This is a genomic window from Butyrivibrio sp. LC3010, from assembly GCF_000424385.1.
Lineage (GTDB): Bacteria > Bacillota > Clostridia > Lachnospirales > Lachnospiraceae > Butyrivibrio.
Genome location: NZ_AUJU01000005.1, coordinates 189,226 through 211,471, shown reverse-complemented (window position 1 = coordinate 211,471; position 22,246 = coordinate 189,226). Strand labels below are relative to the sequence as shown.

21 protein-coding genes are annotated in these 22,246 nt (G+C 37.0%); 2 read left to right on the top strand and 19 right to left on the bottom strand.

Going from position 1 to position 22,246, the window contains the following annotated elements:
* The first annotated feature begins 323 nt into the window (after positions 1 to 323).
* Positions 324 to 1,583, top strand: coding sequence for an IS110 family transposase (locus G622_RS0105880; RefSeq protein ID WP_026509922.1), 1,260 nt, complete (start codon positions 324 to 326; stop codon positions 1,581 to 1,583).
* Between the two features lie 245 nt (positions 1,584 to 1,828).
* Here G622_RS0105880 and G622_RS0105875 read toward each other — a convergent pair whose 3' ends face one another.
* The 6 genes from G622_RS0105875 to G622_RS0105845 form a co-directional block, all read right to left on the bottom strand.
* On the bottom strand, positions 1,829 to 2,839 hold the full coding sequence (locus G622_RS0105875) for a metallophosphoesterase family protein (protein ID WP_026509921.1): 1,011 nt from the start codon (positions 2,837 to 2,839) through the stop codon (positions 1,829 to 1,831).
* 242 nt (positions 2,840 to 3,081) lie between these two features.
* Entirely contained in the window at positions 3,082 to 4,836 is a 1,755-nt protein-coding gene (locus tag G622_RS0105870) for an AAA family ATPase (RefSeq protein ID WP_026509920.1), read from the bottom strand.
* Between the two features lie 119 nt (positions 4,837 to 4,955).
* Positions 4,956 to 5,639: a LicD family protein gene (locus G622_RS0105865; RefSeq protein WP_256374508.1), complete on the bottom strand. Its 684-nt coding sequence runs from the start codon at positions 5,637 to 5,639 to the stop codon at positions 4,956 to 4,958.
* Positions 5,640 to 5,733: 94 nt separating this feature from the next.
* A complete protein-coding gene (locus G622_RS0105855) occupies positions 5,734 to 6,162 on the bottom strand; it encodes a DUF6270 domain-containing protein (protein WP_026509918.1) in 429 nt (142 codons plus the stop codon).
* 126 nt (positions 6,163 to 6,288) lie between these two features.
* Positions 6,289 to 6,645 (bottom strand): DUF6270 domain-containing protein, encoded by a 357-nt coding sequence (locus G622_RS0105850; protein ID WP_155831425.1) that lies wholly within the window; start codon positions 6,643 to 6,645, stop codon positions 6,289 to 6,291.
* Complete coding sequence (locus G622_RS0105845; protein WP_026509916.1) at positions 6,614 to 7,477, bottom strand: hypothetical protein; 864 nt, start codon at positions 7,475 to 7,477, stop codon at positions 6,614 to 6,616. Before G622_RS0105845 ends, G622_RS0105850 begins: the two co-directional genes overlap by 32 nt.
* A gap of 148 nt (positions 7,478 to 7,625) precedes the next feature.
* Between G622_RS0105845 and G622_RS0105840 the strand changes: the two genes are divergently transcribed.
* On the top strand, positions 7,626 to 7,874 hold the full coding sequence (locus tag G622_RS0105840) for a hypothetical protein (RefSeq protein ID WP_155831424.1): 249 nt from the start codon (positions 7,626 to 7,628) through the stop codon (positions 7,872 to 7,874).
* 19 nt (positions 7,875 to 7,893) lie between these two features.
* Here G622_RS0105840 and G622_RS0105835 read toward each other — a convergent pair whose 3' ends face one another.
* The 13 genes from G622_RS0105835 to G622_RS0105775 form a co-directional block, all read right to left on the bottom strand.
* The gene (locus G622_RS0105835; RefSeq protein WP_026509914.1) at positions 7,894 to 8,640 is read right to left on the bottom strand and encodes a glycerophosphodiester phosphodiesterase family protein; all 747 of its coding nucleotides are present in this window, start codon (positions 8,638 to 8,640) and stop codon (positions 7,894 to 7,896) included.
* Entirely contained in the window at positions 8,640 to 9,662 is a 1,023-nt protein-coding gene (locus G622_RS0105830; RefSeq protein ID WP_026509913.1) for a metallophosphoesterase family protein, read from the bottom strand. Before G622_RS0105830 ends, G622_RS0105835 begins: the two co-directional genes overlap by 1 nt.
* A gap of 269 nt (positions 9,663 to 9,931) precedes the next feature.
* The gene (locus G622_RS24390) at positions 9,932 to 12,013 is read right to left on the bottom strand and encodes an adenylyltransferase/cytidyltransferase family protein (protein ID WP_049945710.1); all 2,082 of its coding nucleotides are present in this window, start codon (positions 12,011 to 12,013) and stop codon (positions 9,932 to 9,934) included.
* Positions 12,014 to 12,048: 35 nt separating this feature from the next.
* Positions 12,049 to 12,831 (bottom strand): LicD family protein, encoded by a 783-nt coding sequence (locus G622_RS0105820; RefSeq protein ID WP_026509912.1) that lies wholly within the window; start codon positions 12,829 to 12,831, stop codon positions 12,049 to 12,051.
* 31 nt (positions 12,832 to 12,862) lie between these two features.
* Complete coding sequence (locus G622_RS24385; protein ID WP_049945709.1) at positions 12,863 to 13,912, bottom strand: FkbM family methyltransferase; 1,050 nt, start codon at positions 13,910 to 13,912, stop codon at positions 12,863 to 12,865.
* A 373-nt stretch (positions 13,913 to 14,285) separates the two neighbouring features.
* A complete protein-coding gene (locus G622_RS26455) occupies positions 14,286 to 14,483 on the bottom strand; it encodes a hypothetical protein (RefSeq protein ID WP_242832964.1) in 198 nt (65 codons plus the stop codon).
* Complete coding sequence (locus G622_RS0105805; protein WP_026509911.1) at positions 14,480 to 15,595, bottom strand: AAA family ATPase; 1,116 nt, start codon at positions 15,593 to 15,595, stop codon at positions 14,480 to 14,482. The genes G622_RS26455 and G622_RS0105805 overlap by 4 nt, the downstream gene beginning before the upstream one ends.
* A gap of 163 nt (positions 15,596 to 15,758) precedes the next feature.
* Positions 15,759 to 16,769: a LicD family protein gene (locus G622_RS24380; protein WP_026509910.1), complete on the bottom strand. Its 1,011-nt coding sequence runs from the start codon at positions 16,767 to 16,769 to the stop codon at positions 15,759 to 15,761.
* Positions 16,770 to 16,903: 134 nt separating this feature from the next.
* Entirely contained in the window at positions 16,904 to 17,419 is a 516-nt protein-coding gene (locus G622_RS21825) for a D-glycero-alpha-D-manno-heptose-1,7-bisphosphate 7-phosphatase (protein WP_044957187.1), read from the bottom strand.
* A 50-nt stretch (positions 17,420 to 17,469) separates the two neighbouring features.
* A complete protein-coding gene (locus tag G622_RS0105790; protein ID WP_026509909.1) occupies positions 17,470 to 17,844 on the bottom strand; it encodes a hypothetical protein in 375 nt (124 codons plus the stop codon).
* A 38-nt stretch (positions 17,845 to 17,882) separates the two neighbouring features.
* A complete protein-coding gene (locus G622_RS26450) occupies positions 17,883 to 20,096 on the bottom strand; it encodes an adenylyltransferase/cytidyltransferase family protein (protein ID WP_242832963.1) in 2,214 nt (737 codons plus the stop codon).
* Positions 20,093 to 20,671, bottom strand: coding sequence for an SIS domain-containing protein (locus tag G622_RS0105780; RefSeq protein WP_026509907.1), 579 nt, complete (start codon positions 20,669 to 20,671; stop codon positions 20,093 to 20,095). Before G622_RS0105780 ends, G622_RS26450 begins: the two co-directional genes overlap by 4 nt.
* Before the next feature lie 12 nt (positions 20,672 to 20,683).
* Positions 20,684 to 22,189 (bottom strand): sugar phosphate nucleotidyltransferase, encoded by a 1,506-nt coding sequence (locus tag G622_RS0105775; RefSeq protein WP_026509906.1) that lies wholly within the window; start codon positions 22,187 to 22,189, stop codon positions 20,684 to 20,686.
* Between the last annotated feature and the right edge of the window lie 57 nt (positions 22,190 to 22,246).

Below are 22,246 nucleotides of genomic sequence, written 5' to 3'. Positions count from 1 at the left end.
ATTTTCATGATTATTAACTGTCTTTCTGCGAAAGACACCAACGGGGTTATGAAACCCAGCGTCTTTCCCTGTTTTCTATTTTAAAGTTTCCTGTTATATTCTTTATTCGTAAGGCTGACATACTACAGAACACGTGGAGGTGAGTGGCGGGGCGGTATAGCGGCCACCTCGCATGATTATATGTTGTCGGTCATCTGTAAAGGCATCAACGAATGGCGCATACCGTAGCCCGTAAACTTATCTCTTCCGAAGTTGTCTCGATTTCGCCGGATGACCAGTCACTGTCAGCTTTACAACTATAAAATGTGACAGGAGGTTATCTATTGGCATTTAAAATCTTTCGAAAGAACTGCTGTGGACTTGATGTCCACAAAACCTGGATCTATGCATGCATTGGTATTACCGATGCAAATGGCCGCACTGAGTATTTTGAAAAAAGGTTCTCGTCCTTCTCAAGAGGACTGCGTGAACTTGCTGAATGGCTGGCCAAGTATCATTGTGTTGATGTCTGCATGGAATCTACTGGCAAGTACTGGATACCCGTTTTTAATATCCTTGAAAAGTCTTGTAATGTCGTACTTGCCCATCCCAAATATACAAAGCCCCAAAAAGGTAATAAAACCGATCGTAAGGATGCAAAATGGATATGTGACTTATTTATGTGTGACATGATCAAGCCTTCCTTCATTCCGCCAGCTGACATTCGTCATCTTAGAGATCTTGTGAGATACCGTTTCAAGCTTATCTGTATGATCACAGGCGAAAAGAATCGTGCCCTTAATTGTCTCACAGTATCAAATCTTAAGCTTGATGAAGTGTTCACTGATGTTTTTGGCAAATCTTCCAGATCCATAACTGAATATATTCTTAAGCATCCCGGGGAATGTTTCGATGTTACTCCTTTTGTTGACAGGCGATGTAAGCATCCAATTGAGGAAATCCAGGCTGCCGTTGATGGCGCTATCTGTAAGGAGCAAGCAATCAAGCTTCGTCAATGTCTGGATCACATAGATGAGTTAGAGAAACACAAGAATGAAATAGAACGGGAAATCTTTCGTGTTTCTGATCCTTACAACGATGCTCTTGCCCTAATTCGTACAGTTCCGGGGTTGGATAAAAATCCATTCACGGCAATACAGATACTTTCAGAAATAGGTGGCGATATGTCTGTCTTCCCCACAGACAAGCACCTTGTTTCCTGGGCTGGATGCTGTCCACGCAATGACCAAAGCAATTTCAAAATCAAATCCACTAGGATTTCCCGTGCTGGTATTTATCTTAAACCTGTATTGGTGCAAGTTGCAAATGCTTTGATCAAATCCAAGAAGCATCCCGAAATTACAGAACGTTATCGCCGTATCAAATCACATCGTGGTCACAAGAAAGCCATCATTGCAATCTGTCGTATGCTCCTGACCGCTATCTGGCACATACTCACAGATCTTAAGCCCTATACTCCTGATGGTTATTTTATTCAGAAGTCCGTTGAAGAAAAGAAAACTCTTACAACTGCTCAGGCTCTTAATCTATTGAAGTCCAGAGGTTTTATCATCAAAGATGATCTTGCAGAAGTGACATCGTAGATCTTTGCCCCAAATATTTAATTTTTCGACTACCTCCAGGTGGTTTATTTATCATGCCCTAAACTTTATTCCTATCCGCTACCTCTCTGTTTCAAACTTATCCCCTCGTTTCTATATTCTCAATTTTAGATTTCATCCAAGTACACAGCGAATGTTTACAAATGGTCCTTCCAGCATTTCCGCCTAAGTGCACTTTCGCATGAATGAAAACTACTACAGTTGAAAAAATTACCTATGCTAAGACACTACACCCAGTATGCCTTGTGATTTTCCACATATCTGTCACTTCCGGCGCCGAACCTTGTAAAATATATCTTTCTCTTTTTAACATCAACCTGCATAATATCAAAGCTCTCCTGGGTTCTGTCCCCAAGTCTGCGCTCAGGAACCACAGCCCCTTCCGGCTTGTGCTCAAGAAAGTATTCACACTTTGCACAGTTAATGGAAATAATCGGGAACTGTCCATTATTCAGATCATTAAAAAGATGATCACAATGATTGTGTCCGTTTATAAAAGCCAAAATTTTTTCAGCATGTTTATTCAGCACTTCAATTAAATGCTGCCTGTTTCGAATATCCTTCGCCCATGCCTGAAGTCTCACAAGTGGCGTCACGTGTGAAAAGATGATTGCCTTATAATCAGCAGGCATCATATTAAGCGCAGCATCAAGCCAGTGGATGCAGTACTCTGTAAAACCGTACCGAACTACTTCCCTTGGATCAAATGAATCAATGAATAGCATTCGCAAATGCATATCCTCAAAGTCAACGTAATACTGAGGCCTGTCAGGATACTTCACCTCCGGATTCCCACGAAAATAGTTATAATCATGATTCCCCGGAACTATGTAGAGTGGTACATTAAGGCTTTGCATATCCTGAATGCATCTACTTTCAAACTGCCTTGTTTTTTCAAGTGGCAGGAGCCCATCTGTCAGATCTCCCAAATGAATAATCCCAGCAAAAGGAGCCTTCTTACTCCCGGTTATGCGTTCGCTTAACGCCATCATACTTTTCATAGTATCATCCCAGGTTCCATTGATAACATAATGTGAATCTGACAGAAGAATGTAGCAAGGAAGGTCCTCATGAAGCCTTTCAGTTACCGCACCAGCCTCTTCCTGTATCCATGCGTAATCAGCAACTTCGCTGCGCCACTCATCCCACACAGAATCAGGCGCATAGTCATAGGTGTATATCCATTTGTAGTTTTCTTTTATCCTGATACTTATATCATCCATACTATTTATTGACATAGAACCATTCCAATAATTTAAATGTCACTTCCTACTTTACATCAGCAGGAATCATCTAACGGTTACTTTCCTAGTATTATAAAAGTGGAAAGTAATATTGTATTTTCACTTCCCACTTCCCGATTTTTTGCATCGTTACAATTCAGATACAATGCTTAGATGCCTCTGATTGTTATTCCAATTACTCTCCTGAATAAAATAGTTATGCAAACGCATACATAATCTAATATGAATATCAAAACTCACTTATCAAGAATTCCAACCAAACAGCTTTTCTTGCAAAAGCATATTCCATATGAAACTGCTCCAATATATCCGTCATCAAGAATGCCTTCCACATACTTTTTCTCAACTATCTGGTTTAGAGCCTCCTCCAAACCATCTTCCATCTCGCTGAATTTCTTTCTAATCTTCAACTCAAAAATATAGGCAGGATCCCTGGGACGTTTGGGATAAAGAACAATATCTGTTCTTCCATTTCCCTCTTCACGATTTGATTTTGGAGTATAGCCCGGCATCCAATAGAGAAGAGATAAGAAGAATCCATGATAAAAGCTCTCCTCACTATCGAAACAACTTATACTCTTAGATAGTAATCCCGACAAGAAATCTTCTATTCCTTTACTATTCTTCTTTATTATTGCATCATAAAATTTAGTATAATCAATTTCCTTTATTCTATTTTCAAACCACTGTTTAATCTGATTTTTATATATACTCCTGACTTCCTTATTGGGAATAGTAAGTGTCATATAAATATTATCATCCTGCAGTCGTTCTGATACCTTTTTCATATATCCGGTAAAATAGAGAAAATTCCATAAGTTGTCTTCGTTGTCATAGATATCCCCATACATAATATCCTCATGGACAACCTTTTCTACATTCCCTCCGGAAACAAGAGTATCCAGATTCACCTTCACGGATTCATCTGCATTCTCAATCATATCCTTTATGATTGAATTAGATGAAGTATTAGACCAATAGGCTTCTGGCAATCTTGATGGATCCAAAACATGATCATATACATACTTTGTCACGCTCCAGGGATTATAAACCTCACTATTACCAAAAAGGTACCCATCATACCAGTCTCTTACCAATTCTGCATCATCAGACAAATTATAATCCTTTAGCAGCTCATCAGTCTCTGCCTGAGTAAAACCAAAGTACTCTCCGAAATTCACAGCTCTTATTGAATTCATTGCCAGATTATTTAAGCCTGTGAAAATGCTCTCTTTGCTAATCCTAAGACAGCCTGTAATGACTGCTAATTCAAGGGAATTATTTGTCTTAAGTGCAGATTCAAATAATGATCTCACAAATCCAATCATCTCATCATAAAAGCCAAGTCTATATGCATTCTCAAGCGGAACATCATACTCATCTATTAGTATTATAACGTTCTTCTTATGATATGCCTTAAGCACTTCAGAAAGAGTTCTGATGGATGTAGAATACCTACCAGCCTCTGTTTTTATAGACTCATCTTTTTCCTCTTTTGTCTTAAGAGTCTTTTCTTTCTCTGCCCAATCAGCTGGTCCTTTTTTCAAATCCACAAAAATGTTCCTGACATTCTCATCAATTTCTTCAGACTGTTCTACGTAATTATGTCTGATAAACTCTCTTACTATTTCATCACGAAGCTTAAGAATTGATGTATAAAAATCGGCCTGCGCTGCACTTTTGAGCGAAAGATTTATTACAGGATACTGTCCCATTTTTGATAAGATATCCTGACCACAGGACATGATTTTCTTTCCCTTAAAATAGGGCATCTTATCAATAATCCTGCCATCGAAGTCTCTTTCCTCTTCAAAGAAAGTCTGAAGCATTGATAAGGCTAGTGTCTTCCCAAATCGTCTTGGCCTGGTAAAAAGTGTTACTTTGCCCCCTTCTTTGACAATGTCTCTTACCAACAGTGTTTTATCTACATAGTACAAACCATCATCGACAAAGTCTTTGTAGTTTTCATATCCTATACCAATCTTTTTCATAAACTAACTACAACCGCCTTTATTATCGATATTTACTATATTCTATTATAATCTACCGTTAATACATGTTCAAACAGTATCATAAAATTGCGAGTGTCCCAGTTCAATTCTTTTTCACCTTATAAAAAGATCACAGAATCAAAATGTGAAACCTGCATTTCTATTGGTGGTATCTGCATATAATCTCCATACCAATGCCGTAGTATCTTATCCGCATTCTTAGGGCCAAAAAACTCAGAGCCCTCAAACTTATATTTTTGCAAAGGAAACAGATCATCCAGTTCCATGCTCCATAGCGAAGTGTAAATATTTGCATAGACTTCTCTTTGCAATGATTCTTCTGTTTCATTTGGATAAAGCCTGTTAAACGCCAACGTTATCTGATCCAGGCGCTTTTCCCTGATTTCCAATTCTTTTGTATCTATTAGGCCAAGTTCCTTACGTCTATTAATATAAATCTTTCTTTGCTCAAGAACACAAGAAGGTATGTCACCAAGCCGCACCCTCTTCATCTTATATAGATCAATCGATAACCCATTATGAGCATACGCATTATCATGTGGATATTTCTGGCTAAACGCCTCTGACTTTAAATCCTTAACATGAGACCAGGAATGAAAATACTTAGGCTCTGTTTTCTCGTTTTCCAAAAATAAATCCTTTGGAAGCTCCAACTCCAAGCACCTCTGTGCATCATCATATGCTTCTTCAAAAACGCAAAAATCAAAATCATCATCCCATGGTATAAAACCTTTATGGCGAACAGCCCCTAACAGCGTCCCATAAACAATAGAATGCTGAATATCATGCCTTTCAAAATATCCGCAATTATATTTACAATAGCAAGTAATCTATCCTGACTTTTCTTAACATTCTGATTCATTAAACCCTCGTACCCTATTCCTTCATACTTCCTGAAATAATATTTTCACAACCAGTCTTAAGCTCAGCCAATAGCTTTTTCTCAGCATCATTATATCTGCAGCAGCTATTGTCTGTAATCGCATTTACAGCATCAAGAGCATAATCATAATATTCCATCGTATAATGCAGGAGATTACGCCCCCACTTATGATCTGGATCAATCTTAACGTTCTGCGGAAACTCAACAACATGAATTCCCGGCATATTATCCTTAACTACCTCGTATGCAAACGACATTCTCTCATTAAAAAGCTTTGCCGTCTCTATCTCCGCCTTAACCAAAGGATCTCTATCCACAGTTGTATAGGGAAGCCCCGCTTTTATTTCAACCAATATCAGCCTTTCAGGTGGACAAATCCCCAGTAACGCCTGACAAAAACTATAGAGAAAATCGAGACACATTGTCCTATCCATCTCCATCGGATTTATTATTTCATATTCTGATGGCACGACTCCTGATTCTATATATCTTTGAAGAAAACTCCTTAAATAATAATTCTCAGAGAACCATCCCTGATTCTCTGAGAATTATAAAAGCTTTCTTCTGAATTCAGCAACATCAAAAATCAGATAATCAAATGGTTCTTCAGCAATATATTCCAATACTCTCTTTTGAAGCTCCAGTTTCTGGCACTTCCCCCAAAACCTGCTTTTACCATCAAAAAGCCAATCATACTCATCTGTTAGAGGATGCAATAACGGAGATTGTGTAACCAGTGATATTGGGCTAACATCCTGAACAAAACGCTTAATATAATAGCCTCCATCATTATCATGAAGTCCAAATATATCCCTTATTACACAACAGCCTAAAAGACTTATTTTTATCTCGTCACGAATATGCATCTCAACGTCATCCATTCCACTTGGGAATTTCCAGCTCACCTTTTGGTAAGTCCTCTCTGCGAACTACCTTATTACCAATTTTCTCATCATAATAGTAATCCACATAAACGTAATAATCAGTAATTCCCATCTTCTCTAGTTGCTTCCCAATCTCCTGATGCCAGATACTAACGATGATCAATCTACTATCTTCATCAAGAACCTTCGCGATTTCTGCAGGGTTTCTTATTTCAATTCCATAGCTTTTCTTGCCCCATTTACCCTTATCATTATCAAAAGTACAGACTACCTGATCCTTCAGATCAAATCGCTCAAGCCAGACGCGCAAACTGTCAGCAGCACCGAATACGTATATTTTCTTCCCCTTTATTCCATCAAGCATTCCCGTATAACGCTTAATATAGACCTTGTAATCCGTTTCGGTATCAAAAAACCAGAATGAAGGGCAGCAACGCTGAGCGCCAAACGGCCAGTCCCATCCTTTATATACCTCAGTCAAAATCTTCCTATGTTTAGCAGGCCTTCTTAAAGTAATCCCCTCAAATTGAATCTCACCGGCAGGTTCAAACCACTCCTTTAAATAAACAGCTTTTTTCTTAAAAGAAGAAAGTGTAGGAGTCTGATAACATCCGCTTCCAGGTAACTCTGCAAGTGGAATTATATCTATCGGGATCCCATGATGTCCGCTTTTCTTCAACTCTTCCGCAAAAGCCCCTCTGAATGCAGTTGTTCCATCCTTACGAAGAATTCCTGAAGACGCCTTCACAATCGGCGTTATAGGAAACAGAATCGAACGTGAAGTTACTGAAGAATTCAAAGATGTGATGATATCCATCGCAGAACAGAACCCAAGAGCACATTTTGTATACATCGGTCCCTTCGAACAAACGCTTCCAGACATATTAGAAGCGCGCTCTACCCGCCTTGGATACAGAAAAGACTTCTTAAGCGTCCTGAAAATAATAGACTTATTTATCAATCCCAAACGGTCAGGTGGCGCGAGCGGTGCCACCAGAGCCATGCGTATGGGTATCCCTGTTACAACCCTTTCAGACAGCGATGTAGCATCCTTCGCCGGAGAGGATTTCATTTGTAAAGACTACGAGGAAATGATAAGTGACGTACTCCATTACATAACTGATCCGAAGTACTACAAGAAGCAGTCAGACAATGCCAAAGGACATTTTGGCACACTGTTTTCAAATGATATCAAGAGTGATATGCAGACAGTAATTGATAAAATACTTGAACTAGCAAAGACGCAGTGATTACACTGCGTCTTTGCTATTACAGATATACCTCTGGTTCGTTTATAAATACATCCGTAACACCGGCATTTTCAAATCGCTCAAAATCCATCCTGCCACCTGTAGGCTTGGATGGATAAAGATGTCCTCCAAACCATACCCTGACCGTTCTCCCGCTAACCATATCGGCAGGAATATCCAGGCCATTCCCGCTTGGGTGAAGAGCAATGCTTCCTCTCTCAAGCTTAAGCAAGTCTTCAATTCCAAGTGCCATGAACAGACAATTGGACAACGCCCCATTAAGCACTCCCAGCTTAGCTGCAGGCTCCAATTCATGAACCTTTAGAAGTGAATTGGGATAAAAACTGGAATATACTATCTGCTCCTGAAGGCCATACTCTGCAACCAGCTTTACAATCTTTTCTTCCATTCCGGGATAATGATAGACACTGTTTTTTAACTCAATATTCAGCTTCAGTCCATTAAACATTCTGGATTTTAATAAGTCTAATACTTCTCTCATGGTTGGAATGTGCTCAGCCCTCTCTTCGCCTGTTCTGATATGTAAGGTCTTAAGTTCAGATAAGGAAAAGTCCCTCACAAAACCTATTCCATCTGTGGTTCTGTCCACCTTCTCATCATGGATTACAACAAGCTCACCATCATTCGTAAGCTGAATATCCAGTTCAATTCCTGATATACCCTCTATATTCATCGCCTTCTCAAAGGAAGTTAACGTATTCTCCGGATAATTCTGGCTACAGCCTCTGTGCGCCCATATCTTCATTATATATTCCTCCAATAAGCCTTGTGATTCTCAACATATCTGTCACTTCCGGCACCAAATCTTGTGAAATACATTTTCCCATTCTCTGTATCAATCTGCAAAATATCAAAGCTCTCCTGGGTTCTATCCCCCAAAGCCCTCTCAGGTACTACCGCACCCTCAGGCTTATGCTCCTGGAAATATTCACACTTTGCACAGTTAATAGAAATAATCGGAAACATGCCATTGTTAAGATCATTAAAAAGGTGATCACAATGATTATGACCATTTATAAAAGCCATTATTTTTTTGGCATGTTTATTTAGGACATCAATCAATTTTGCTCTGTTTCTAATATCCTTCGCCCAGGCCTGAAGCCTTACAAGCGGCGTAACATGAGAAAAAATCACCGCATGCAGATCCTCCGGCATATTGCTAAGAGTTGCATCAAGCCAATGAATGCAATAATCCGTGAAGCCATATCTCACCTGTTCTTTAGGATCAAAGGAATCTATAAAAATCATGCGAAGCTTTTCATCCTCTTTGTCCACATAGAACTGCGGAACTTCCGGATAAACCACCTCAGGGTTACCTCTGAAATAGTTATAATCATGATTGCCCGGAGTTAGAAAAAGAGGTGCACCCAGGCTTTGCATACCTGCTATACATTTTCCCTCAAACTGTCTGGTCTTATGAAGTGGCAATAGACCATCCGTCAGGTCCCCCAGATGAATTATCCCTGCAAGAAGACCTTGTCCATTTCCAGACAAATTCGTCCTGCTTATTACGCCCAACTTCTCAGACAAAACCTTCATGCTCTTAAAGGTGTCATCCCAAGTTCCATTGATAACATAGTGAGAATCCGTAAGCAGAATATAACATGGCAAATCGCTCTGCAATCTGCGAACTACTGATTCGGCCTCCTCATCTATCCAGCCTGCCTCAGTTTCTTCATCACGCCACGGTTCCCAGATAGATTCAGGAGCGTAATCGTAGGTGTATATCCATTTATAGTTTTTGCTATTAGTTATATCCGTTTGCATATCTATAATATTTAATCACGCACCAGCAGAATTATACTCATTTTCTATTCCCCAATAACCTAATGAATCTTAATTCCTTGACAAACAATCATATTTGTACATTTAATATTTATAGGAAGATGATGTTTACTACCGTATGGATTATTCCGAAGCGAGCTGCACACCTTCCTTTTTTGTTCTTACAGAATCGTATAAATATAATTTCCCATCATCCGCTCGCCTTACAAGCATATTTACTACAAAAACTTCACCACCCACACATAAACAACTCAAATACCCATAACCCTCGCTGTCGACTCCGGAACCAGTTCCTTCACTTCCCCGATTTTGCCCTCATCTCTCAGGAACTCTCGCACTCGTGAAGCGCTAATAACATCATTCCCACTCTTCTTCCTTGGAATCTCAACGTACTCGATGCCATATCGAGGCAAGATACGTCTCATAGTTTCATTATACTGTCTTGTAACATCATCACTTATTTCTTCACCTACAAATCGATACTTTATATTTAAACGAGGTGCAATCTTATCTGCAAAAAGTTTAATATCAAACTCCATATTGCTGGTAAGATCTTCATCATCGACTTTCAAAAAATACTCAGGAAATGTTCTTTGTGAGATTATAAAATCACCCGACGGAACAATAAGGACATTCTCCAAGTCAGCCACTCCGGCTTTAACACATGCCATCCTCACGTCAAAAGAAAATACTGACTGATCTTCCTGAACAACAAAAACAATTAAATAATCTACTCGTTTTAAAGCTTCTTCAATAAGATATCTATGCCCATAAGTAAAAGGGTTGCAGTTCATCACAATTGAACCTATTTCAGAGTACCTGCTACCATCAAACTCAGAAAAATACCGATCTATATACCTATCAATTATCGGATAAGAAACACCGTTTATCAGAGTCTCTTCCGTTTTTTTCCCTAAAGCAATATCACCTTCAAGTTTTCTATAAATCGCATCAGCGAGTAGCTTATATCCTTTGTGATTAACATGTTCAAGCGAATCTACCATCCAATTCGAAGGGACATCACCTTCCTCCATAACATCTGCTATATTAAGCGAAAGAATATTATCATTTGTAATGCCTTCAGTCTGTACAATTACAATATCGCCCTCTCTGATATTCGCAGAAACAATCTTATTAAGAACACCATACATGCTATCCCAACAACCAAGGTTTCTCACCAATGCCTTGTATCCATCCCTATTAAGCCTTTCCTGCAGAATGCTCTCAATTGTATGCCTATCATCAACACGAAAACCGGTCGCAAAACACCGTCCAAAAAACAGGATTCTCCTATCATAATTTTCAGGCTGGCCTACTGTCACCCTCTCACCATTTACAACATTATAAACATCGCTCTTACAATCAATAAGCTTGTGTACTCCGCTTGTCTTAATGATTGGAAAACCTATCCCAAGAATTTTATCTACATATTCTTTATCATATAGATCATCAAAATAGTCTTCATACCACTGTGGCAAAATGACATCCGCTCTTGGAATTCCAGCAGTAGCATATTTTTCATTAAGCTCTCTGTCTATTCTCCTGTAATAATCACTCCCATTATCCCTGCAAAATACAGATAGCACGGTTGCCCCCCTATTAGCAAGATTAACCAGAACCTCCTCCATACAGGATAAAGCATTATATGTATTAAAATGATCCTCGATACGTCTTATAGTCAGAGCCTTATACCAATTGTATCGCCTTCGATTCACAGCTTCATAATGAGCCCCAATACCCCAACCTTCATTTTCATCAACGACTATTATGTATTTAACATTATTATAAACGTCATCTATTTCGCTCTTACTAATCTCCACCACTTCACAACCAAGAGTCTGAAAGAGGACTTTATACTTATCAAAAAACTCCTTCTTTTCTATAAGATTGCCACCAGTTGGACGAACCATTGCAATCTTACTATTTTTTGAAAAAAACTCCTTCATACAGCTGCTACCCAAATACTCATCAGCATATTTAAGGTATATTCTGTCATCCCATCTCTGATATTCACCATCAATATGCCCATTATCAGCTATTATCGGAATAACCTTAAGATTAGGCTGTTTATAAAAAGTCTCCAACGCCTCCATATAGCAGCCACTTTTTACAGTAATAACATCCCTTTTGATAGATACTTTATCCTTAAATGCTTTATTAGCCTTTAGAATATCACTACCATCAACACAGCCATAAAAATCACCATTAAGATAAAAATAAATACAAAAGGTGGGATTCTTATCAAGTATCCCTCCTATCTCATCCAGTGATATTTCTGTCCTGGCCGTGTCCAACTCTATTATATTTAAATACTTGGCTTCAGCTTTAACCATCTTTTATCTAATTAGAACACAACTCAAATAATGCCTTAATCCAAAAACTTCACAGAATCAAAATGAGCAACCCGCCTTTCAACCGGAGGCAGATTCATATATGAATTGCCATACCAATGCTTTAGCATCTTATCACCATTATTTGGCCCCCAAAATTCCAAATCTTCAAATTTGTATTTTTTTAAAGGGAAAAAATCATCTATCTCATGCCTAAAAAGCGAAGTGTATATATTACAATATATATATCTTTCGGTATCCTCATTATTTTTTTCGGATTTAACAAGTATCCTATTATACCAGCGTTCACGAGCTGCTTTCCCTTCCGTCACACGTCTTTTATACTCTTCGTCGCTCATGAGACCTAATTTCTTTCTTTTCTCAATATATATATCATACTGCCTCTCAGCTTCTTCATACATATCTGAAAACTTCACCTTTTTCATTCGATATAAGTCAATTGAAAGGCCATGGTGTGCATATGCATTGTCTTGAAGAAAGGCTTTACTGTATGCTACGGTATTTAAATCCTTTACATGTGCCCATGCATGAAAAAATAGAGGCTCTGTTGTCTCATCCTCAACAAACAGATCCTCCGGTAGTTCTTTGCGTAAACACCTTATTGCTTCATCATACACCTCATCAAAAACACAAAAATCAAAATCATCGTCCCATGGTATAAACCCCCCATGCCTTACTGCCCCTAGAAGGGTTCCATATATTATAGAATGTGGTATTTCGTTACTGTTCAAAATGCCTTCAATAGTATTAGCCATATACAGTAGTCGTTGTTGCGCTCTCGTATTTTTTTCATTACTCATATTAAATCACCCAAAATTGAATTCATCTTATTCATAACGCATACAGAATAGTCTCACACTCGCTGAGCTGATAATGTCTCAGCCATAATTTGTAATCATTATTAAGAGATAACACCAGTTCCGGAAGTTCCCATATATCTTCAGGCTTATGATATATACTTATTGCCATTCTGGGATGATCACGTCTTATTATCTCTTCTGCTCCAAGAAGCGCTTCTTTTTCAGCCCCCTCCACATCAAGTTTAATAAACGTGACTTTATCATCCTTAATCACATCATCGATTGCAGCAGTTTTTATTTGAATAGTTCCCTCTCCTTCCGTAATATGGGAGCCCTGCGTTCCTGACTCTGAAAATGAAAGAGTTGTTTCCTTGCTCCAGAGGCCTCTATTTATAAGATGCATTTTAGGCATTAACAAATTATTATCCTTTACCTTTTTATTTAGCCTTTCGTAATTTCTTTTGTCTGGTTCAAAAGCATAGATTGAATTATAATTCCCACTACACCATTCAATAAAGCGGTCGCATGTTGCACCATCATAGGCTCCGCCATCTACAAAAACCTCATTTTGAACAGGTGCGATAATACCTTTCTCAAAATACTGAGTTCCACAAATTTGCTTACATACATCTCCCAAATTGATGATACGTTTTTCATCAACACCATTATTCTTCAGTTCTGATAATATCTCTGAATTATATGCAGTTGAGTTGACTGCTATAAAATAGTCCTCATAATTCTCATAAAAATCTTTATTAGAAATCACCGGTTTGCCATATATATTTCCATTGGCTATTTTCACAGGATCACTATCGCAAAATGCTTCAAATTTCAAATCAGGAATCCATCTAATCCAACTACGGTATTCATTCCCTGCGCCACGAATAACAAGTTTACCTTTTGTATTTTTAAGTTTAGTAATGACCTTGCTTTTCTCGCCTGCATCTACAACTAGTTCAAGCAATTGGTCAATATAGCAATTATCCCTGGTCTCTGACCATTTAACCCGTTTATCAAAAATTTGTCTGCTGAAGTCATCCTGAAGATGATTGCTAATCAACTCTATTATCTTAGCATCCATATATTAGTATCCCCTCATAGAATTATCCATTATTACTAATTCAACAGTTCTGCTAAACAATGTTGATCTTTAGCATGTGATTTACCTTTAATTCGGCATATTCGCGGATTGTTTGTATAAGAAGACTTATATTATTTCCAAAATAATCAACGTAAAACTTACTACTATTATCATAATAATGATTGTTATACTTTATATTTGTCTTGGCAAATTCCTTAGCTGAAATCTTTGATTTTACTTTTTCAAATTCATCTTTCTTATTTTCCGCTATAATCAATAACATTTCCAGTTCAGGTAATGTACAATACCTTTCAACACATACAATTTTATTCGCATATTCTTTAGGAATTGCCAGCTTATCGCTTTGCTTATCTCAAATTCTTAGTATCTTAACGTCACCCATATATGCATTCAATTCGATTCTAACCAAAGATGATTTCTTTATTTGTCTGGCATGAAAAATCACACTTCCCAATAGGTCATCCTCTGAAAATGCCAGACAATTATTAGCTAATAGCAAATCCATAATCGTCTTCTCATTTGGACCTTCACACATAACAAGTAGCTTCATCTTCTCAATTCCTTCTTAAGATCCATAAGTGCTTCATAATTAACAGCAGTATTAAATGCATCGTTATAAAATTGCTTACTTTTTTGAAGCTCTGACCTAATGTTATAATCTCTGTACATATTGAATAATCTGACTTTGCTATCTGCTCTTGTAACATAAATATTGTCCTGCCTATCAAACAAATCTAACAACTCGCAATAATGTGTAGTAAATATCAAAGAGGCATTATTTTTATTAACACTCTTGTCTTTATATAAGCTTATTATGTTCTCAACTAAAGTCTTATGAAAATGATTTTCTATCTCATCAATAATCAAATCATCACCATTTAGCAAAGATAAAGCTACAAACATGTATAGCCTTAGCCCCTTGTTTGTTCCACTGGAAAGTCTGGTATACAAAACCTCATCTGAGACTACTTCTTCCTTGCCATCAAACACTATTTTGTAATTATTCTCATCTACTTTTTCTAAACCGGAAATATTCTCATCAAAAATTCTAAGTATTTTCTTCAAAATCTCATTAAAGTTTTTTAATGTTTTCTCCATATAAAAAACCAACCTAAAAATATCCGGCCCAAAATCACTGCTCTTTATATATGCCGTACCATTCTGAATAGCATCTATCACAAAAAATGCTATTGATGTATCTTTAGGGAGTCTACTATCAAATTCACAAATCTCAAATCCATCATCGTCAAAAATCTTATTTACATAGGTTTTATAATATTCTTTCTTCATGATGATCTGATCTTCGAAATAAACTATTCCTGTAACATCATCATCATTAAGCTGTAACTGATACTTATATATGCATCCCTCATAAAAGAAATAGATTGTCAGTTTTGCTCCATTTAGAGAATACTCTTTCTTGCCAATTCTGAACCTGGTCAAGATATCATAACAAACATTCAATAAATCCAGTACTGTTGTTTTTCCCGAAGCATTTTTCCCCACTATCCCCACGGTAGAAAAAACATACAATTCTTCTGCTATTTCCTGTAATTCATACTCTTTATCTTCAGATGTTTTCCTTGCCGTAGGCATAAAGTCTATACTGAAACCATCTTCACAATTTTTAAAATTACTAGCCTCAACCCTCAAAATCTTCATGAATAATTCCTCTCATATAATTGATACATATATGATATAACAAAAACAAGATTCAAACAATAAATCTGTTTGAATCTTGTCAATCACTAATAATATTACGCATTCCTCTTAAAATATTATATTCAAAAATAAAAATTCACTATATCATCCAAAATAGCAATTATTAGAATTCCCACTTTGGAATAGATGTATCTCCTTTAGGTAAATCCTCTCTTCTGACTACTTTGTTCCCTACTTTCTCATCATAATAATCATCAATATAAACGTAATAGTCAGTTATTCCCATTTTTTCCAACTGACGACCTATTTCCTGATGCCACAGACTCACAATTATCACTCTGCTGTTGTCATCAATCATCGATTTTAATTCTTCAGGATTTCTTACATCAACACCAAATACCTTCTTTCCCCATTTCGCAGGTGAATTATCAAAAGCACAAACTACCTGACTATTAAGACCAAACCTCTCAAGCCATATACGAAGCGAATCAGCTGCTCCGAATAGGTAAATCTTCTTACCTTCAATTCCTTCAAGCATCCCGGTATATCTCTTGAAATATACGGTATAGTCAGTCTCAGTATCAAAAAACCAATACCCTGGCACGCAATGTTCAGCCCCCGAAGGCCATCCCCAATCACCATATGTCTCAGATAGGATTTTTCTCGGTTTAGCCGGAATACGCACAGTTATCCCTTCAAATTGCGCGATTCCTGCAGGCTCAAACCATTCATTAAGGTAGACGTGCTTTCTTTTTGTTCCTCCAAGAGTCGGAGTACAACATGAACCGGTACCCGGAATCTCAGAGAGAGGAATAATGTCTATCGGAATACCTCTATGCCCACCGGCTCTTAGATTCTCCAAAAATCCTCCTCTAAAAGCTGTAGTTCCATTCTTGCGAAGCTTAGCCATACGGATTAATCCTTCATCTAAAGGAGTCTGCAGATAATATCTATCATCAAACCACTCCTTATGAAGGCATAATGTCCTAAAATCATCTATTGGCATCGCTACATCTATGTCATCATCCCAAGGGAGGAAACCTTCCTCACGAATGGCTCCCAGTAGTGTACCAAATATGGCATACCACTTTAGATTATGTGCTTCACAAACCTTGGAAAATTCATCAAGCAATTCTAATTGAATTTGCCTTAGCTTTGAAATATTATCAATCATTTTCCACTTCCCCTATCTCCACTTTTGTAACTATCCCATATTACCCATATGCACCTATACTACGTGTATTGTAATAAAAACCTATAAAAAAGTTCAGAATATATCATCAACGTGTCAGTATACTGACATGAAACTTAAGAAATAAAATTTTCCACTGCTTCTTTTAGTGAACTTACCCTCATAATATTATGTGATAATTCTATTTCAGTGTCTGAAGATATCCAATATCCTCTCATATTCTTAATCTCACAGATTGTCAAGTCCCGCAGTTTATCCCCTACTGCAAATGAAGTATCCCAGTCTATGTCAAAATCATTCGCTGCATTTTCAAATAAACCTATCTTAGGTTTTCGGCAACTGCAATTATCCTCCTCAACATGAGGACAATAATACCATCCATCAATATGAACTTCATATCCGTCAAGCTCGTTATCTATCCAGTTTTGAAATTGAAGATATTCTTGTTCTGAAAAATATCCCCTACCAATTCCTGACTGGTTTGTTATAACTATTATAAGAAATCCAGCTTCTCTAAGTAGCTTTAGCCCTTCAATAGCACCTTCCATAAATATAAATTCGCAAGGTCTATGAACATATCCCCTATCAACATTTATTGTTCCATCTCGGTCAAGAAAAGCCGCCTTCCTCAAATGCCCCTCCTATATTTTCTGCACACGATCTGATATCCATATTTTTACATTTATGTAACCCTCTTGATAATCGGAATCATAAATTCATTTCTATTTATATTTATCGCTACAGCCATATCTATACCAGAAGGTTTTCTATCATTAACTACAATCCTCTCCCCCATAGGCATCTCAAATAAAATATTGTCATAACGTATTCCATTCTTTTTCAAAAAATCTATAGTTTGATCCCGATACTGTTCTTTACGAGATGTAAAAATCACAACCCTATCCTCTATCGGGATTTCTGAGATATATTCAGCAGCTCCGGGAAGTAAAGAGTCTACTCCATCTATAATATATCCGTTATGTTTCAATATCGTCCCATCCAAATCAAAAACCCATGTTTTGGGCAATGTTGACAGAACCAGTTCATCCTTATTCATAGATATTCACCATAACTATATCTTTTTACAATCACTATCTACATTAGTTTCTTTTTAATAAGTTCTTTTATATTTGTTGAGTTAGTGCTCTCAGTATATGGAAAGAAAACTAAATCTGCCCCATGTTTTCTAAGCCATTGTTGTGCATCTAACCAATATGGACTATCAACATAATCACTTCCGGAAAATTGCACATCATAATGAAACATAGGCCATGCTTCTTTTGGTCCGTTTAGATCAATTGGTATTTCTACAGCCTCATCCACATAACGGCACGCCTTCACCAACTCAATTCTTTCTTCAAATGGGACAAATGGCTCTACCCTTTTGTGTTTTCGCACACCCTCATCTGAAACAACCCCAACTATCAAATAATCACATTGCTCTTTCGCTCTTCGAAGTAAATTCAAATGTCCTATGTGGAATAAATCAAAAACACCGGAAACATAGCCTGTATGATACTTCTTTTTAGAAAGTTCTACACTTTGTGTCAAGTCACCGATAGGTTTCCGTTTTCGGGAATAGTCCTTTGAAGGATCAAAAAAACTATACTCAAACACCTTCAATTCATCCAATTGTTTCATAATTGAAATATAATTCTTTACACAAACTATAACTTTATATTCACCACTAGCAAACTCTCGTAAAATATCCGGAGATTGTACTTCAAGATCCTTCCATTTAGTCCCCCACTTTTCATTATTATTATCTATAACGGCATATACCGGATAATCATAATGATATAAATCATAAAATCGTTCAGCATATCTCCCGGTTCCAAAAACAATCAATTTGCGTGTATCAGCATTCCTAAATATATCTACAAATAAGCGATTATAATCATCTGCAGAATAATTCATTCTCTGCCTATTACTAAAAACAACATTTGTATCCCGTCTCCTATTCCTGTGATACTCTCCAAGGCTATTCTCGCCCCACACGCGCTGTAAAAATCTCCACTCCATCGATAACCACTTTTGCTTATCCTGCAAAAGCCCATATCTTTCATACATTACATCAGGCGATAGCAGCTTATGCAATTCTGCATTCCATCCCCAAAAAGAAGAAATCATCCTTGTGATAATTGCATTAGCAGGATAATCCTCCTCCATATATTCCTGATCAAAGAAAACAAATTCTCCACTTCTGAAAAAGCTATTTAACGGAACAAGATCAACATATCCTCTCTTTAAAACTACTCCCATTCGTTCTGATGGTATATCCAAATTCCATTTCTCAGCTTTCTTTACATTAACATGTTCAGACGATCCAATTATCTCATCCCTAAAATGATCCATGGCAACAAGAAAAGAATCAATATCCTCTTTCAATAATTTCTCCAAATATACCTGTCCTATAGGATCTTCTATATATTTCATAATGCAGCTATCATCTATTTGTGATAATTTAACTACAGGCACACCATTTTTTTCTAAATCTCCTGTATTATCAACCAACTCCGATATTCTCTTTGTACCCTCTTTATAAGCCGGACGTTTTTCCACTGTCATCTTACAATTATTTTTGTGAATAATTGTAAACAAAGCATCCTCTCTCGAACGCTCAAGGGATGCAGTAACATGAACGACATCAGAAAGTCTAGGGTTATCTTCTCTCAGACTACACTCTACCAAATAAGAGTTTGCCATCTCATGAAACATTCCATTTTGAACAAGTGAATTATATAAGCTCTCTTCTTCTAAAAAAATAGCTTGAGGATAATTGTATTCAGGAAAAACCCTGCCACATAAATCCTCATTTGGCAGATAATCCTCCCGATAGATCATTCTTGGATTATTTAAATCATTTATAATTGAATAAAATCTGGAAAAGCGTATGCCTGCCTTTTTCAGCATTTCTCTCATTTCTGCACAACTATACATTCTGCCTGAAAATATATCATCTACACTAGCGTAAGCTCGTTTATAATTTTCAATACCATCAAAGCTACGATTCGTGTATGGATCACGATCTCCACAAAAATATCTTATCCCGAATCGGTTATTCATCTTGATAAGTAGTATTGAAGAATCATCCATACATTTTTTGATTCGTTCAAATAATGCATCAAGATTATTTTTTTTCTCAAACTGCTCACTTAAGATAATATAATCATATTTACTATCGGCATTGTCTAGTTGATCTGGCACATATAGAACTCTGCTATTGGGGTAAAAATCATACCATCTAAGCACACCTTCTCTAATAGCCTCTAGTTGTTCTATTGTTTTTTGGGAATAATCAATATTCATTTAAGAAGCTCTCCAATATGTCCTCCGGGATGATTGCGCTTAAAATCAGAAAGCTTCATTTTTCTTTCCTTAGCAATCTGCATAACAAGTCCCTGCAAAATTATAAGATTAACAGTAGTTGAATTATTAGGCATAATATTCCATAAATCACCCTCATGCTTCAAGCTAAGAATAATACTGTTAGGAATTTCCCTAACTAATGTACTATCCTTCTCAAATGTCAAAAGCCATAAATCTATTTTTCTCTTTTTTAATAATCTTGCCAAATAAATTGACTCCTCAGTCTCACCACTCTTTGTAAGGATAATTACCATATCACCATCCTTGACTATTCCCATGTCACCATGTACAGCAGAATTAGTATGCAAGAATGCTGCATCCATCCCTAATGAAACCATAGATCCTACAAATTTTTCACAAATAGGTACATTTTTTCCCAATCCGGAAACAATAATTTTATGACCATTTTCAATTGCCTCTACACCTCTGCTAGTCATAAATCTAAACTGCTTTTCGTCTAAAGAGTGTACAGATTCATCTATTTCTTTTAACTGTTTCTCAAAATATCCTATCATGCCTTATACCCCTCAAAGAACATCTTCCAAATACCATAAGCCGTTATAAAAAGCTCCACATATAGAATCGTAATCCTGCCAGGCATAAGTTGTAAGCGAAAGCCATATAACAGCATGCAATAGCCTTATCTCATATTGATCACATCCCGTCAGATTAAAGAAGTCTTCTTCCATATCTTCCCAATGGTTAGAATCAATCTGTAAAGAAACTCCATCATCCTCAATATGGAGCCTGAATTTTTTTAAATTAAAAGTATCATAATTTCCAACTATCGAATAATAAATCTTTGCCCAATCATATCTGGCATCTCCATATAGTTCTGTAAACCCAAAATAACCTCTAGGATCAATAAGAACCGGAGACCCATCGCTTCTTATCATCATATTTGAAAAAGTACAATCGCCATGAATGAATTCAAACTTTTCGCATTTAAGTTTCTCAAGTGCTTTCTCAAGTTTATCCTTATAGAAAAAAACATTTCGGCATTGCTTTCCATTTACAGTTATATACCGCTCCAAAGCAAATGGCACCAAATCCTGTATATTCGATAACCTTGCAATAGTCTTATTATAATAGGCCTCCTTCAAGCTAAAGCTATCAGTGGCCATACCATCAGAACTGTGTAGTTTCTTCAATTCGCTTATAAGCTTTGTGAGAATCTCCTTTTTTTCTTTATAGCTGAAATTACATTCATAAATATTTTTTCCATCTATAAACTCCATTTTCAATGGATTCAAAGAGTATATTTGTGGCAAAATCCCAATATTTAATTCCTTGGCTTTCTCATACCATGCACATTCTCTCTTGGATAGCTTTCTCCCTTGTTCATCTACAGGTTCTTTGGTCAATACATTATCTGATACTGTAATTTTATTAAATGGTCTACACTTTGGCTGCAGCAGCTTCTCATATTCCTCTATAAGTCCATATTCCTTAGTTCCCTGTAAACTGATTTCACTAAAGTGAAGGTTGCTATCTCTCATCCACCTTACAAGTTCACCGCTTTTAGGAACATCTTCTACAACACTTTTGTCATGAAACAAAAAGAATCCTGCTACTCCATGTTCTTCAGATCGTTCCTCTGCAAATTCTCCATCTTCATATTTCCACCTACAAGGAAAATCTCCAGAAATCCCAACATAGTCATCTTCTGTTTTTTTATTACCTTGATAATCTTCTGGTAGGGAAAAATCTTCCGGCAAAATCAAATCAGACCATACAAGCATAAACGGTTCTCTCTGCGGAATATGTTCAATCGCCTGCTTAACACCTCCGCAAGTACCCTCTCCATCAGCATCTACTACTATATGCTTCACCTTAGCAAAGGCTGCCAGATACTTCCTTAAAACCTCTTTATGATAATCCGCGATTATGATAAATCGCTTGTCAGGATACTTTCGGAACAAATAAAAAATCATCGGAAGATTTTCAATAGGCACAAGTGCCTTCGGCTTATTAGTAGTCAAATACTTAAGCCTGCTGCCTTTGCCGCCTGCCTGAACTATAATATATTCCATATATTGTCTGCCCCTTCCATAAGAAACTTATCTGCTTTAAGAATCTAATATACTTTA

What these genes read in the sequence shown, in the direction of transcription:
- G622_RS0105875 (WP_026509921.1), bottom strand. Translation starts at nt 2,839, where the DNA reads ATGTCAATAAATAGTATGGATGATATAAGTATCAGGATAAAAGAAAAC.
- G622_RS0105870 (WP_026509920.1), bottom strand. Translation starts at nt 4,836, where the DNA reads ATGAAAAAGATTGGTATAGGATATGAAAACTACAAAGACTTTGTCGAT.
- G622_RS0105855 (WP_026509918.1), bottom strand. Translation starts at nt 6,162, where the DNA reads ATGTGTCTCGATTTTCTCTATAGTTTTTGTCAGGCGTTACTGGGGATT.
- G622_RS0105845 (WP_026509916.1), bottom strand. Translation starts at nt 7,477, where the DNA reads ATGTATACAAAATGTGCTCTTGGGTTCTGTTCTGCGATGGATATCATC.
- G622_RS0105840 (WP_155831424.1), top strand. Translation starts at nt 7,626, where the DNA reads ATGCGTATGGGTATCCCTGTTACAACCCTTTCAGACAGCGATGTAGCA.
- G622_RS0105835 (WP_026509914.1), bottom strand. Translation starts at nt 8,640, where the DNA reads ATGAAGATATGGGCGCACAGAGGCTGTAGCCAGAATTATCCGGAGAAT.
- G622_RS0105830 (WP_026509913.1), bottom strand. Translation starts at nt 9,662, where the DNA reads ATGCAAACGGATATAACTAATAGCAAAAACTATAAATGGATATACACC.
- G622_RS24390 (WP_049945710.1), bottom strand. Translation starts at nt 12,013, where the DNA reads ATGGTTAAAGCTGAAGCCAAGTATTTAAATATAATAGAGTTGGACACG.
- G622_RS0105820 (WP_026509912.1), bottom strand. Translation starts at nt 12,831, where the DNA reads ATGAGTAATGAAAAAAATACGAGAGCGCAACAACGACTACTGTATATG.
- G622_RS24385 (WP_049945709.1), bottom strand. Translation starts at nt 13,912, where the DNA reads ATGGATGCTAAGATAATAGAGTTGATTAGCAATCATCTTCAGGATGAC.
- G622_RS26455 (WP_242832964.1), bottom strand. Translation starts at nt 14,483, where the DNA reads ATGAAGCTACTTGTTATGTGTGAAGGTCCAAATGAGAAGACGATTATG.
- G622_RS0105805 (WP_026509911.1), bottom strand. Translation starts at nt 15,595, where the DNA reads ATGAAGATTTTGAGGGTTGAGGCTAGTAATTTTAAAAATTGTGAAGAT.
- G622_RS24380 (WP_026509910.1), bottom strand. Translation starts at nt 16,769, where the DNA reads ATGATTGATAATATTTCAAAGCTAAGGCAAATTCAATTAGAATTGCTT.
- G622_RS0105790 (WP_026509909.1), bottom strand. Translation starts at nt 17,844, where the DNA reads ATGAATAAGGATGAACTGGTTCTGTCAACATTGCCCAAAACATGGGTT.
- G622_RS26450 (WP_242832963.1), bottom strand. Translation starts at nt 20,096, where the DNA reads ATGAATATTGATTATTCCCAAAAAACAATAGAACAACTAGAGGCTATT.
- G622_RS0105780 (WP_026509907.1), bottom strand. Translation starts at nt 20,671, where the DNA reads ATGATAGGATATTTTGAGAAACAGTTAAAAGAAATAGATGAATCTGTA.
- G622_RS0105775 (WP_026509906.1), bottom strand. Translation starts at nt 22,189, where the DNA reads ATGGAATATATTATAGTTCAGGCAGGCGGCAAAGGCAGCAGGCTTAAG.